Consider the following 13,487-nt stretch of genomic DNA (forward strand, 5'->3'; position numbering starts at 1 on the left):
GCGTTCGGGATGAGACGGTGCTCAGGAAAGGTCGACGAGTTCGATCGTCGATGCGCCGACTGCGGTGGCGATGCTTGCACTCAGCTCCGACGGCACGTCCTTGTCGACGCGGAGCAGGATCGTGGCACCTTCGCCCTCGGTGTCCTGGCTGAGCGCTGCGGCCTGGATGTCGATTCCGGCATCACCGAGCAGTGTGCCGATACGGCCGAGGCTGCCGGGCTGATCTGCGTAGTTGACGATCAGGTTCTTGCCTTCGGCGCGAAGGTCGAAGTTGCGGCCGTTGATGTTGACGATCTTCTCGACCTGCTTGGTGCCGGTGAGTGTGCCTGCGACGTTGAGGACGGTTCCGTCGCCGTATACGGCGCGAATGTCGACGACGCTGCGATGGTTCTCACTCTCGGGCGCCTTGGTGACCTCGGCGGTGACCCCGCGCTCCTCGGCGAGTGACGGAGCGTTGACGAAGGTGACCGAGTCCTCGATGACAGCGGAGAACAGGCCGCGCAGTGCCGACAGCTTGAGGATCTCGACGTCTTCGGCAGCGAGCTCGCCGCGCACATCGACCGACAACGAGGAGGGAAGTTCTTCGGAGAGTGCGCCGAGAAGCACGCCCTGCTTGCGGACGATCTCGAGCCAAGGCGATACCTCTTCGCCGACTGCGCCGCCCTTGACGTTGACTGCGTCGGGAACGAATTCACCTGCGAGAGCGAGCAATACAGACTTCGCGACGTCGGTGCCCGCACGGTCCTGAGCTTCGGTGGTCGATGCTCCGAGGTGAGGGGTGACGACGGCCTGCGGCAGCTCGAACAGCGGGCTGTCGGTGCACGGCTCGGACGCATAGACGTCGATTCCGGCAGCGAACACGTGTCCGCTGGTGATGGCGTCGGCGAGCGCCTGCTCGTCGACGAGACCGCCGCGGGCGGCGTTGACGACGATGACACCCGGCTTGGTCTTCGCGAGGGCTTCCTTGCCGATGATGCCCTTGGTCTCAGGTGTCTTCGGAAGGTGCACGGAGAACATGTCGGCGCGTGTCAGCAACTCGTCGAGGCTGACGAGTTCGATTCCGAGCTGGGCTGCGCGAGCAGCGGAGACGTAGGGGTCGTACGCGATGACATGCGTCTCGAAAGCAGCCATGCGCTGAGCGAACAGCTGGCCGATACGGCCGAGTCCGACGACTCCCACTGTCTTGCCGAAGATTTCGACACCGTTGAACTTGCTGCGCTTCCACTCGTGCTGACGCAGCGTGGCGTCGGCAGCGGGGATCTGGCGAGCAGCGGACAGCAACAGCGTCACAGCGTGCTCGGCAGCGGTGTGGATATTCGACGTCGGGGCATTGACCACGAGGACGCCACGCTCGGTGGCGGCAGGCACGTCGACGTTGTCGAGGCCGACACCCGCGCGAGCAACGATCTTGAGTTTCGTGCCGGCGGCGAGAACCTCGGCGTCGACCGTGGTTGCGGACCGGACGAGGATGGCGTCGGCTTCGGGGACTGCCGCGAGAAGTGCGGGGCGATCCGGGCCGTCGACCCAACGGACCTCTACGCCGTCGCCGAGTGCCTCGACTGTGGACTGCGCAAGTTTATCGGCGATCAGAACGACAGGACGGCCTGGCTGACTCACGTGAAGTACTCCCTATGTCATCGGAAATGATGCTGTCGATCGGAATGAAGAATGGCGTGGTGCGGCACAAGTTTAGATGCCGAGGTGGGGCGCATCGGTGTCGCCCTCACGACCCGGGAAGAAGGGCGCCCTCATGCACTGGTCAGTGCGTGGGGCGCCCCTCTTGTCAAGCAGGTACTACCGAACGAATTCGGCTGCGATCAGGCTGTTTCCGTGATCGGACGATCGACCCAGCTCATCAGACCACGCAGTTTCTTGCCGGTGACCTCGATGGGGTGCTCGGCGTTGGCCTTGCGCAGCCCTTCGAGTTCGGTGTTGCCGTTCTCGACGTTGGCGACGAGACGACGGGTGAACTCACCGGACTGGATGTCGGCCAGAATTGCCTTCATGCGCTCCTTGGTGCCGGCGTCGATGACGCGCGGTCCGGACAGGTAGCCACCGAACTCAGCGGTGTCGGACACCGAGTAGTTCATCCGAGCGATGCCGCCCTCGTACATGAGGTCGACGATGAGCTTGAGCTCGTGGAGCACCTCGAAGTACGCCATCTCCGGCGCGTAACCGGCTTCGACCATGACCTCGAAACCGACCTTGACCAGTTCCTCGGTGCCACCGCACAGCACGGCCTGCTCGCCGAAGAGATCGGTCTCGGTCTCTTCTTTGAACGTGGTCTTGATGACTCCGGCGCGCGTGCCGCCGATGCCCTTGGCCCAGGACAGTGCGAGCGCCTGGCCCTCACCCTTGGGATCCTGATCGATGGCGATGAGCGCCGGGACACCCTTGCCGTCGACGAACTGACGACGCACGAGGTGGCCGGGGCCCTTCGGGGCGACCATGCCGACGGTGACGAAGTCGGGAGCTTCGATCAGATCGAAGTGGATGTTGAGTCCGTGTCCGAAGAACAGCGCGTCGCCGTCCTTCAGGTTCGGCTCGATCTCTTCCTTGTAGATCGATGCCTGAGCCGTATCCGGTGCGAGCACCATGATCACGTCGGCCCATGCGGAGACCTCGGCGGGAGTGCCGACCTCGAGGCCCTGCTCCTCGGCCTTGGCGCGAGACTTCGAGCCTTCCTTGAGGCCGATGCGCACATCGACTCCGGAATCGCGCAGGCTCAGCGAGTGCGCATGGCCCTGGCTTCCGTAGCCGATAACAGCGACCTTGCGGCCCTGAATGATCGACAGATCAGCATCGTCGTCGTAGAACATCTCGACTGCCACTGGTTACTACCTTTCCTCTTGGGTTTTACGCTAGTTCGTCACTGCGGTCGCTAGCGCGACGCGGTGATCGATTTCGGTCCACGTCCGACGGCAACGACTCCCGACTGGACTATTTCTCGAATTCCATAGGGGTCCAACATCTTGAGCAACGCATCGAGTTTCGACCTCGTTCCCGTTGCTTCGACCGTGACCGCCTCGGGCGACACGTCGATAACCTTGGCGCGGAACAGGTTCACGGTCTCGATGACCTCGCTACGCACGCTCGAGTCGGCTCGCACCTTGATCAGGACCAGTTCGCGGGCCACCGAAGAATCGTCGTCCTGCTCGACGATCTTGATGACGTTGATGAGCTTGTTCAGCTGCTTGGTCACCTGTTCCAGCGGGAACTCGTCGACAGTGACCACGATCGTCATCCGCGAGATCTCGGGGATCTCGGTCCCGCCCACGGCGAGTGAGGAGATGTTGAATCCGCGTCGCGAGAACAATGCCGCGACTCGGGCGAGGACGCCTGGCTTGTCCTCGACGAGAACGCTGAGGGTATGGCTCGTGCTCACTTGTCGGTGCCTTTCGCTTCGCCGTGCGCCTGCTCGCGTGCCATGGCTTCTTCGATCACGGCAGGCTCGGCGCCCATAGCCTCGTCATCGTCGAACAGTGGCCGGATGCCGCGGGCAGCCATGATCTCGTCGTTTCCGGTGCCTGCTGCGACCATCGGCCACACCTGCGCGTCGGCACCGACGATGAAGTCGATGACCACCGGACGGTCGTTGATCGCACGGGCCTGTGCGATCACATCCTCGACATCCTCTTCCCGCTCGCACCGCAGTCCGACACACCCGAGCGCTTCGGCGAGCATGACGAAGTCCGGGATGCGCTTGGCGCCGTGCGTACCCAGGTTCGTGTTGGAGTACCGCTCTTCGTAGAACAGGGTCTGCCACTGGCGCACCATGCCCAGGTTGCCGTTGTTGATCACGGCGACCTTGATGGGGATGCCTTCGACTGCGCAGGTAGCAAGCTCCTGATTGGTCATCTGGAAGCAGCCGTCACCGTCGATCGCCCACACCTCGGCGTCGGGCAATCCCATCTTTGCGCCCATCGCTGCGGGAACCGCGTAACCCATGGTTCCGAGTCCACCCGAGTTCAGCCATGTGCGCGGCTTCTCGTACTTGATGAACTGGGCGGCCCACATCTGATGCTGGCCCACTCCCGCGCAGTAGATCGCATCCGGTCCGGCGAACTTACCGACCGAGGAGATGACGAACTCCGGCGACATCGCACCGTCGGTCGGACGGTCGTAGCTCAACGGGTAAGTCTTGCGGATGTCGTCGAGATAGACCCACCAGTCGGCGAGCTCGAGCGTCGTTCCGGTCGCCCGGTCCGCGCGGATGGCCTCGATGAGTTCGGTGATGACCTCTTTGCAGTCGCCCACGATCGGGACGTCCGCGTAGCGGTTCTTACCGATCTCGGCCGGATCGATGTCGGCGTGGATGACCTTGGCATTGGTGGCGAACGTGGACAACTGACCGGTGACGCGGTCGTCGAAGCGCGCGCCGAGAGTGATGAGCAGATCGCTGCGCTGCAGCGCAGCGACGGCAGCGACTGTCCCGTGCATTCCAGGCATGCCGAGATTGAGCTGATGGCTGTCCGGGAACGCTCCCCTGGCCATGAGCGTCGTGACGACCGGGATCCCGGTCAGCTCGGCGAGCTCGAGCAGTTCGGCGGAGCTGTTGGACTTGATGACGCCGCCGCCGACGTAGAGGACCGGCTGCTTGGCATCGGCGATGTAGCGCGCGGCCTCGCGGACCTGCTTTCCGTGCGGCTTGGTGACAGGCCGGTAGCCGGGCAGACGCATCTCCGGCGGCCACGAGAAGGTGGTCTGCGCCTGGAGCACATCTTTCGGGATATCGACCAGCACAGCACCGGGACGCCCCGAGGCAGCGAGGTAGAACGCCTCGGCCATGATGCGCGGGATGTCGGCGCCGTCGGTGATCAAGAAGTTGTGCTTGGTCACCGGCATCGTGATGCCCGAGATGTCGGCTTCCTGGAAACCATCGGTACCGATGAGCGACCGGGCGACCTGACCGGTGATCGCAACGATCGGAACCGAGTCCATCTGAGCGTCGGCGAGCGGAGTGACAAGGTTGGTCGCTCCGGGGCCGGAGGTCGCCATGCACACGCCGACACGGCCGGTGGCTTGCGCATAACCGGTCGCGGCATGTCCGGCGCCTTGCTCATGGCGAACCAGGACGTGTCGAACCTTCTTCGAATCGAAGAGCGGGTCGTACACCGGAAGTACTGCCCCTCCCGGAATGCCGAAGACAGTGTCGACATCGAGTTCTTCGAGCGCTCGGACGACGGACTGTGCGCCGGTCACCTTCTCGGGCGCGACGTGACGACGCGATCCGTCGATGGATCCGGCCGTCGGCGTTTCGGACGTCGACGAGCTGTTGACTGTGCCCGACTTACGAGTCGTGGGCCCTGGGCGTGCGGTTGGTGCGCTCACTGCTGCTTCCTCAGGAATTTCGAGTTCTGGGCGATCTCTGGGCAAGAAAAAACCCCCGTCAGCAGTAGCTGTACGAGGGTGGCGCGTCGATGCGAGTTTGAACAACCGGCTCAGGCGTTGACGCGCCGGCCGATTACGAGTATCCAATTCCGCTTCACGTGCTCGACGGTAGGCGCGCGCATAGGGAAGAGTCAAACTCGTCACGACGCAATCCCATTATGTGAGATCGCGCAGTTGCAATGCGAAGATGAAGGGGTGTCATCCTCACAGCAGTCCGAACCACCGGACTCATCATCCCACACCCCCGATCCGTCTCCGCAGGTCATCCGACTCCCCAAGCTCGCGTTGGTGGGCGTTGTCCTTCTTCTGTTCGGCGTGTCGTTCCCGGCAGCGAGTTGGCCCGCCGCGTTCGGCTGGCTGTTCCTCGTTCCCGTGGCGGTCGCCATCTGGGTCCTCCGAGTCCGCACGACCGTCAGCGAGCAGGGCCTCGCGGTGCGTCGGATCGTGGGTTCGGAGTTCATCGAATGGGACCGAGTTCGAGGAATTCACTTCCCCGACCGTCGCTGGGCCCGCGTTGTCCTGACCGACAAGACCGAGAAGTCACTACCCCTCGTCCGGTTCGATCGACTACCCCAGTTGGCGGCTGCAAGCGGTGGACGAATCACCGATCCCTACGCCTCGGCCCGAGCCGACGCCGAGCGAGATACCGAACATCCAGAACAGGCCCCGGAGATCGCGCCAGAGACGGACACTTCCTAGCGCGGGAGTAATCTCGACGGCGCGATAATCCGCTCCGAGATTGAGGAATCGAAGACATGCCCCCGCTACGGTCACGAGTAACCACTGTCGGACGCAACGCTGCGGGCGCTCGCTCGCTGTGGCGCGCAACAGGAATGACGGACTCCGACTTCGGCAAACCGATCGTGGCAATCGCCAATTCCTATACCCAGTTCGTGCCCGGCCACGTACATCTGAAGAATGTCGGCGAGATCGTCGCGGACGCCGTCCGTGCCGCAGGCGGAGTGCCTCGCGAATTTCACACCATCGCCGTCGACGACGGAATCGCGATGGGTCACGGCGGCATGTTGTATTCGCTGCCCAGCCGCGAGATCATCGCCGATTCCGTCGAATACATGGCCAACGCGCACACCGCCGACGCACTCGTCTGCATCTCGAATTGCGACAAGATCACCCCGGGCATGCTCAATGCCGCCATGCGCCTCAACATTCCGGCAGTCTTCGTCTCCGGGGGGCCGATGGAGGCAGGCAAGGCCGTCGTCGTCGATGGCGTCGCGCAAGCTCCGACGGACCTGATCACCGCCATCTCGGCATCGGCCAACGATGCCGTGTCCGAGGACGGACTCGACGAGATCGAGCGCAGCGCCTGCCCGACCTGTGGATCCTGCTCGGGAATGTTCACCGCCAATTCGATGAATTGCCTCACCGAGGCACTCGGGCTCGCATTGCCGGGAAACGGCTCGACGCTGGCCACGCATTCGGCGCGGCGCGCACTGTTCACCCGTGCCGGAACCACCATTGTCGAAGCGGCACTCAAGTATTACCGCGACGAGGACTCCTCCGTTCTGCCCCGCAATATCGCCACTCCGGCGGCATTCAGAAACGCGATGGCTCTCGACGTCGCGATGGGGGGATCGACCAACACCGTTCTGCATACGCTCGCTGCTGCGCAGGAAGGCGAGGTCGACTTCGATCTGGACACCATCGATGACATCAGCCGCAAGGTGCCGTGTCTGTCCAAGGTCTCCCCCAACTCGGACTACCACATGGAAGACGTACACCGTGCGGGCGGAATTCCGGCGTTACTCGGCGAACTGCGACGTGCAGGACTTCTCGAAACCGACGTATCCACCGTCCACACCAATAGCTTCGAAGAGTGGCTCGACACCTGGGACATACGTTCGGGTACCGCCTCGGACGAGGCGATCGAGTTGTTCCACGCCGCACCGGGCGGAGTGCGCACCGTCGAACCGTTCTCGACCGACAACCGATGGTCTTCGCTCGATACCGACGCGGCCGGAGGATGCATTCGTGACAAGGAACACGCTTACACCGTCGAGGGCGGCCTGGTCGTTTTACGCGGAAATGTCGCACTCGACGGCGCAATCCTGAAAACGGCAGGGATCGAGGAAGAGCTGTTCACCTTCCAGGGCCCCGCGCTGGTCGTCGAGTCGCAAGAAGAGGCGGTCTCGGCGATCCTGCAGAAGAAGATCAAGGCAGGAGATGTCCTGGTCGTACGTTACGAAGGCCCCAAGGGCGGCCCGGGAATGCAGGAGATGCTGCACCCGACCGCATTCCTGAAGGGAGCCGGACTCGGCAAGGTCTGCGCACTGATCACCGACGGAAGATTCTCCGGCGGAACATCCGGATTGTCCATCGGCCACATCTCTCCGGAGGCAGCGGCAGGAGGCGCCATCGGTCTCGTTCAGGATGGGGACCAGGTACGCATCGACGTCGCCACGCGCACACTGGAAATACTCGTCGACGCCGAGATTCTCGACGAGCGACGAGCGAAAATGAATGCGTCCGAACGGCCGTGGCAGCCGGTGGACCGGCAGCGAACGGTCACCACGGCATTGCGCGCCTACGCGGCTCTGGCCACTTCCGCCGACAAAGGCGCTGTTCGATACGTCCCCTGAGTAGCGAAAACAATGAAGGGCCCGGTTGCGCTCGATGCGCATCCGGGCCCTTCACTGTTGGAAGACCTACTGCACCAGCGGGTTGGCACCGTTCAGGAAAATCCACAAGCACACGCCGCCTGCGATGCCGAGTACGAGCGCGATGAACGAGCCGAAGCGCGGTCGCGTTGCCCAGCCTCGACGACCGTCGAAGGCAATCTTGCCCGGGCCGGTCAAAATGATCGCCGCCGCTGCAACACCGAGCAAAGTTTCGTATTCCACGCCGTCCGGCGCGAAGAATGCGAGGCCGGGCTCGGCAGCCTGCTTGAAGCACCACGCGTTGATGGCGACAGCGAGAACCGCAGCCCCGGCTAACGGCGTCGCCAAGCCGAGGATCAGTAGCGCACCACCGGCCGTCTCACCGACTGCACCGGCGATGGCCAACAGATTGGCCTGCTCGTAGCCGGAGTCCTCGAGAAGTGTGCGAAACCCGTCGAGACCCGGACCGTTCCACAGGCCGATGAGCTTCTGCAGCCCGTGGACCAGGAAAATTCCACCCACAGCCAGCCTGAGTAGGAGCAAACCGAGATCCGTCGTTCCTCTTCGCGCAGGGATCTCGACGGTTTCGGTCCGGGTGATCGGCTCGGGGACCGGTGCGGCCACCTCGGCGGCACCACTCCCACGAGTGTTGGCCGCTGGTGTTTCGATGAACTCCGTCGGCTGCTCCGAGTAGGAACCGGAGCCGTATCGCGAATCCGGGGCGATCGGCTCGTCGTACTTGGACGGCCGAAAAGACGGTATCTGCTCGGTCGGATACGACCCGGAGCCTCGCTCGCCGAAGTCCAGATCCTCATCGGTACGCGGCATCCGATCCGATCCACTGCGGTCCGATCCACTGCTACCGGGACCAGCGGATGTCACGGGCGGGGTCGGTGTCGACCGAGTCGTCGGCGTCAGCTGTTCGGTCGGTTGGTCGTACGGGCTCGGCGCCGGTTCGTAGCCGGAGTCGGATGCGTCGGAGTCACGAGGCTTGTCGGTCACGCGCTCAACACTAGATCGCCGCGTCGCCGATCCAGGCTCATTCGCCTCCGCGCGGCGGCACAAATGCGGCCGCCGCGCGATGGCCCTCTCGCTTTTGAGTACCCTTCAGACGATGAGGCCGACCCGAACTGCAGCAGCCATCCTCGCGGTGACGGCAGTAATCGCGACCGGATGTGCGCGGTTCGACGAGTCGGCGTCGACACCCTTCAGCCCGGAACCGTCGTTCGGTGCCGCGGAGATAAACCCGGTGGATCCCGATGCACCGCCGACCTCGACGCAACCCGGCGGACAGGCGCCGCCAGCGGGGCCTTGTGTGGACCCAGACCCCAACGTCGTCGCCACCTGCTTGGACTCGACCGGCGGTCTCGTGGTGTTGCCGGGCGGGATGTCCGCCTTGGTGCCCGAGCGTCGCACAGGACGCATCATGCAAGTGACTGCGGGGCAGTCTCCGATCCAGATCGCACAGATCGACGTCGACGCCCAAGGCGACGGAGGACTTCTCGACCTCGCCCTATCCCCCACCTATACCGAAGACGGGCTGATCTACGCCTACATCACTTCCGATTCGGACAACCGCGTCGTACGAATCGCAGTCGGCGACACACCCAAGGCGGTCCTCACCGGCATTCCCAAAGGGAGCCAAGGCAATCGCGGCGCCCTCGACTTCTACAGCCCGAACCAACTGCTCGTCCTGACCGGAGATGCGGGAAACCCTTCTGCGGCAACGAATCCCGCGTCATTGGCCGGAAAGCTCCTACGTGTCGAGTCCCTCACACCGTCGGCGACGCAGCCCCCGCCTCAGGTCGCGCTCAGCGGAATCGGAACAGCAGGAGACGTGTGCCTGGATCCGACAGGCAGCATCTGGGTCACCGATCGCACAGCCATCGAGGATCGACTGCAGCGCATCGATCCTCTCGGTACGGTGATCTCGCCGGTCTGGACGTGGCCCGACCGCCCCGGCGTCGCGGGATGCGCGGCCGGACCCGGCACCGTCGCGGTATCACTGACCACTGCTCGCGCGATGGCAGTGCTCGCGACCGATCAGGACACCGGCTCGGTCACCGCGGCCCCGACACTGCTCGTCCAGGATCGTTACGGCCAACTCAACGGTGCGGCAATGGCCCCTGACGGTCAGATCTGGGCCGGCACCGTCAACAAGAACGGTGACGCTCCCGGCCCCAACGACGATCGGGTAGTCAAGATTCCCATTCCGGCCGGCGGCGGCGGGTTCGACTAGGACTCCGAGGCGCAGCGGTGGGTGCGGCAGATCCCAGTCACGTCTTCAGTTCCTCGAGTGGTGTGACGAATGGCGCCCTCAACAGTCCTACCAACATGACGACGATCTGTTCTGGGCGTGTACCACCAGCATCGCCTGACTCATCGACTTTCCGCTCGTAGTCGGCAAGCAACGAAAACATCGCAGTGGCCATAGCCGAGATCCGGCCGGCGCACTCAGCGGTAGTGGCTCCGTCGAGTAGATCTGAGATCCATTCGGTGATCGTGTTCCACGCTGACCCGCCAGGCGGGGTAGGCCACGGCTTGATCTGATTGCGCATGACCTCGAGGAACCGGAAATAGTGGTGTCCGCCCTTCTCGATCGAAGCATCGAGCAGCGATGCGACCAGCGCCGCCACCAGCGCTTGAAGATCTCCTTTATCGAGTCGAGGCAACAGTGTCGAGCAGGTTGTCTCGACAGCTTCGAGTCGGCGCACAACGATCGCTGCAACCAGCCCGTCGCGATCGCCGAAGTGGTAGTGGACAGCTGAGTTGTTTCGCTGACCTGCGGCAGCTGCGATGTCACGCAACGGAACACTCGCCCCGCGTTCGGCGAACATACGTTCAGCAGCTAGCAGCAGCGCGTCGGAGGGCATGCTTCGAATTTTAACCCTTGACAGATTAATCACATGTGCTTAATCATTGTGTTGCTCAACATATCGCCTTCGGTGTCACCAGCGCGGCCATTTCTGGCATACGCCGGCTGCTGTTGCGCGAATTTCGCCTGACCCATCGGTGCAGGGTCCGACGCGAGCAGCACTGCTCACGTCACCGGTTGACCAACAGTGAAGGAGATCGTCCGATGACGATTACGACTGACAGCAGCAACAAGGTTCGCGAAATCGAAAGTGATGCGGCACCGGATCGGTTCGCCCGCGGGTGGCATTGCATCGGCCTGTCCCGCGACTTCGACGATGGAAAGCCGCACTCTCTCAACGCTTTCGGTACAAAGCTCGTCGTGTTTGCCGACAGCGCCGGCGAGCTCAGAGTTCTCGACGCCTATTGCCGGCACATGGGCGGCGACCTGAGCCAGGGACAGGTCAAAGGCGATTCGATCGCCTGCCCGTTCCATGACTGGCGGTGGGGTGGCAACGGTAGGTGCACCGACATCCCGTACGCGCGCCGCGTACCACCGCTGGCTCGCACCCGCGCATGGCCGGTCCTCGACCAAGACGGCCTCCTGTTCATCTACAACGACCCCGAGGGCAACCCGCCACCGGCTGAAGTGCAGCCACCGCGCATCCCCGGTGTGCTGGCCGACGACTGGACGGACTGGAAGGGCTTCAAACAGACGATCGTGCATACGAACGTCCGCGAACTCATCGACAACAACGTCGACATGGCGCACTTCTTCTACGTCCACGGATCCTTCCCGACGTTCTTCCGCAACGTCTTCGAGGGCCATGCCGCTGCTCAATACATGAACGGTGTTGCGCGCCAGGATGTCCGACGCCCCGCTAAGCCTGGCGAACCACAGGTGCTCGGCAACTCGTCTGCTGCCGCCTACTACGGCCCAGCCTTCATGATCACCGAGTTGACCTACCACTACGAGGGTTTCGACGTGGACGCTGTCCTGCTCAATTGCCACTACCCGATCGACGCCAACTCCTTCGTGCTGACTTACGGGGTGATCGTCGAGTCTTCCCAGCATCTAGCGGTGGACGCCGCGGAGAAACTTGCCGATGGGATGAGCATGTTCATCAGCAAAGGTTTCGAGCAGGATGTCGAGATCTGGCGAACCAAAACGCGCATAGACAACCCACTGTTGTGCGAGCAGGACGGCCCGGTCTACCAATTGCGTCGCTGGTACGAACAGTTCTACGTCGATGTCGCAGACATCACCCCGGACATGACCGACCGGTTCGAGTTCGAGCTCGACACCACCAGGCCGGTGGAGTCATGGAAACAGGAGGTCGAGGAGAACCTCGCCCGCCGCGCGGCAGTGCAGGGCTGAGTCGATGCAATCCATACAGTGCAGCGAGTGTGGGGTCTGCGTGCTCGCGGAGAAGTTCAGCTGGGAACACACCTCGGTGCAATGGACCGCGGACGCGGTGGCGAGCTGCCCGGTATTGGCGCCGTTCGCAGATCGAGACGATGTCGCGTCGCTCACTCGCGGGTGCGATTCCATGCGTGCGTCGATCAGAGCGGCCACCGTAGAGGGGCGTTTCGGCGATCTCGTCTGAGCGGAGCCACATCCGGAAAATGCGGCATCGTTGGTCCGCGCCCACCAGATCGTGCCGCAACCTATGGCAGTTCGATCTGGTGGGCTGGACCGACTCTGCGCGCACTGCTCAACGCGGCAGTCCACATCGAGGTGCGCGGGCATCGAGGACGCTCGCTTTCATCGGCGATCTCTGCGTATTCAATCGGCGCCAGATGTCGGCAGCAGCCGCCTGCAACGACATTCGTAGTTGTTCATCGGTGTCGACCCGTGCTGTCGCGCCGAAAACCGAGATCGCGGCCGCGTCACCCCACCTCTGCGGACCGATCGGCGCCGCAACACAGCTGAACCCCTTTATGCATCGTTCCCGTGCGTAGGCGATGCGCGACTCGCGCACCTGGTCGATCTCCGATCTCTCCGCATCGACCGTCCTGTCGAGCGCCAACAGCGCCTTTCCGATCGTAGAAGAATGTGCGGGCATTCGGCTTCCCACCCGTGACTTGATGTCCGGAATCGATTCTCCACCGATCTTCTCCAGATAGACCACGTCCGTGCCATCGAGTACGCCCAGGTGGACGACGAATCCGGTGTTGTGGTGCAGCCACCGCAGACTTGGCAGCGCAGCTTGTCGAAGCGCATCGGCATCCGCCGCCGCGGAGCCGAGTTCGGTCAGACGCATGCCGAGGCGATACTCCATGCCCTGACGATGCAGCCACCGAAGGGACACCATCTGCTCCAATGCCCGGTGGACCGAGGAAACCGGCAGCCCGGTGGCCGCAACAACCTGTGTCAGGTTCAGTCCGCCCGCCAACCCACCTGCCTGAGCTTCGAAGGTGTCGAGGATTCGCGCTGCGCGTCGTAGGACACCAGTCGGAGGCTGATCCGAGCCGTGGGGTTGCATGCGCTCTCCGTTTCGTTGTGCGCGAACAGCGAAAGACGCTCATAACTGCCGCAGCCTTCAGTGATAGCACCCTGAGCGACTACGAATGCGGATTCTTCCATCGAGCGGGAATTCACCTGGTACTCCTAGAGGCGATCCCTTG

General features: G+C 63.2%; 12 protein-coding genes. 5 read left to right on the plus strand and 7 right to left on the minus strand.

What is annotated here, in order from left to right:
• Positions 1–21: 21 nt before the first annotated feature.
• The 4 genes from serA to ABIB36_RS11035 form a co-directional block, all read right to left on the minus strand.
• The gene (gene serA, locus ABIB36_RS11020) at positions 22–1,617 is read right to left on the minus strand and encodes a phosphoglycerate dehydrogenase (RefSeq protein WP_084348554.1); all 1,596 of its coding nucleotides are present in this window, start codon (positions 1,615–1,617) and stop codon (positions 22–24) included.
• A gap of 200 nt (positions 1,618–1,817) precedes the next feature.
• Positions 1,818–2,819, minus strand: coding sequence for a ketol-acid reductoisomerase (gene ilvC / locus ABIB36_RS11025; RefSeq protein ID WP_179142434.1), 1,002 nt, complete (start codon positions 2,817–2,819; stop codon positions 1,818–1,820).
• 62 nt (positions 2,820–2,881) lie between these two features.
• Positions 2,882–3,385 (minus strand): acetolactate synthase small subunit, encoded by a 504-nt coding sequence (ilvN, locus tag ABIB36_RS11030; protein ID WP_084348552.1) that lies wholly within the window; start codon positions 3,383–3,385, stop codon positions 2,882–2,884.
• The gene (locus ABIB36_RS11035; RefSeq protein WP_354559478.1) at positions 3,382–5,331 is read right to left on the minus strand and encodes an acetolactate synthase large subunit; all 1,950 of its coding nucleotides are present in this window, start codon (positions 5,329–5,331) and stop codon (positions 3,382–3,384) included. The genes ilvN and ABIB36_RS11035 overlap by 4 nt, the downstream gene beginning before the upstream one ends.
• 255 nt (positions 5,332–5,586) lie before the next feature.
• On the opposite strand from ABIB36_RS11035, the gene ABIB36_RS11040 reads away from it, so the two are divergent.
• Entirely contained in the window at positions 5,587–6,090 is a 504-nt protein-coding gene (locus ABIB36_RS11040; RefSeq protein WP_084348550.1) for a PH domain-containing protein, read from the plus strand.
• A 56-nt stretch (positions 6,091–6,146) separates the two neighbouring features.
• Positions 6,147–7,988 (plus strand): dihydroxy-acid dehydratase, encoded by a 1,842-nt coding sequence (gene ilvD / locus ABIB36_RS11045; RefSeq protein WP_084348549.1) that lies wholly within the window; start codon positions 6,147–6,149, stop codon positions 7,986–7,988.
• Between the two features lie 66 nt (positions 7,989–8,054).
• Here the strand turns inward: ilvD and ABIB36_RS11050 are convergent, their stop codons facing one another.
• Positions 8,055–9,008, minus strand: a complete 954-nt coding sequence (locus tag ABIB36_RS11050) for a DoxX family protein (protein ID WP_084348548.1) — start codon at positions 9,006–9,008, stop codon at positions 8,055–8,057.
• A gap of 112 nt (positions 9,009–9,120) precedes the next feature.
• On the opposite strand from ABIB36_RS11050, the gene ABIB36_RS11055 reads away from it, so the two are divergent.
• A complete protein-coding gene (locus ABIB36_RS11055) occupies positions 9,121–10,245 on the plus strand; it encodes a PQQ-dependent sugar dehydrogenase (protein WP_354559475.1) in 1,125 nt (374 codons plus the stop codon).
• Positions 10,246–10,282: 37 nt separating this feature from the next.
• Here ABIB36_RS11055 and ABIB36_RS11060 read toward each other — a convergent pair whose 3' ends face one another.
• Positions 10,283–10,879, minus strand: coding sequence for a TetR/AcrR family transcriptional regulator (locus ABIB36_RS11060; protein ID WP_354559473.1), 597 nt, complete (start codon positions 10,877–10,879; stop codon positions 10,283–10,285).
• Positions 10,880–11,085: 206 nt separating this feature from the next.
• Between ABIB36_RS11060 and ABIB36_RS11065 the strand changes: the two genes are divergently transcribed.
• The gene (locus ABIB36_RS11065; RefSeq protein ID WP_354559470.1) at positions 11,086–12,237 is read left to right on the plus strand and encodes a 3-ketosteroid-9-alpha-monooxygenase, oxygenase component; all 1,152 of its coding nucleotides are present in this window, start codon (positions 11,086–11,088) and stop codon (positions 12,235–12,237) included.
• Between the two features lie 4 nt (positions 12,238–12,241).
• Positions 12,242–12,466 (plus strand): hypothetical protein, encoded by a 225-nt coding sequence (locus ABIB36_RS11070; RefSeq protein WP_084348546.1) that lies wholly within the window; start codon positions 12,242–12,244, stop codon positions 12,464–12,466.
• A gap of 108 nt (positions 12,467–12,574) precedes the next feature.
• Here the strand turns inward: ABIB36_RS11070 and ABIB36_RS11075 are convergent, their stop codons facing one another.
• A complete protein-coding gene (locus ABIB36_RS11075) occupies positions 12,575–13,345 on the minus strand; it encodes an IclR family transcriptional regulator (RefSeq protein ID WP_354559468.1) in 771 nt (256 codons plus the stop codon).
• Between the last annotated feature and the right edge of the window lie 142 nt (positions 13,346–13,487).

This window comes from Rhodococcus sp. UYP9, assembly GCF_040547235.1.
Taxonomy (GTDB): Bacteria; Actinomycetota; Actinomycetes; order Mycobacteriales; family Mycobacteriaceae; genus Rhodococcoides.

What these genes read in the sequence shown, in the direction of transcription:
- ilvC (WP_179142434.1), bottom strand. Translation starts at nt 2,819, where the DNA reads ATGTTCTACGACGACGATGCTGATCTGTCGATCATTCAGGGCCGCAAG.
- ABIB36_RS11070 (WP_084348546.1), top strand. Translation starts at nt 12,242, where the DNA reads ATGCAATCCATACAGTGCAGCGAGTGTGGGGTCTGCGTGCTCGCGGAG.
- ABIB36_RS11060 (WP_354559473.1), bottom strand. Translation starts at nt 10,879, where the DNA reads ATGCCCTCCGACGCGCTGCTGCTAGCTGCTGAACGTATGTTCGCCGAA.
- ABIB36_RS11065 (WP_354559470.1), top strand. Translation starts at nt 11,086, where the DNA reads ATGACGATTACGACTGACAGCAGCAACAAGGTTCGCGAAATCGAAAGT.
- ilvD (WP_084348549.1), top strand. Translation starts at nt 6,147, where the DNA reads ATGCCCCCGCTACGGTCACGAGTAACCACTGTCGGACGCAACGCTGCG.
- ABIB36_RS11055 (WP_354559475.1), top strand. Translation starts at nt 9,121, where the DNA reads ATGAGGCCGACCCGAACTGCAGCAGCCATCCTCGCGGTGACGGCAGTA.
- ABIB36_RS11075 (WP_354559468.1), bottom strand. Translation starts at nt 13,345, where the DNA reads ATGCAACCCCACGGCTCGGATCAGCCTCCGACTGGTGTCCTACGACGC.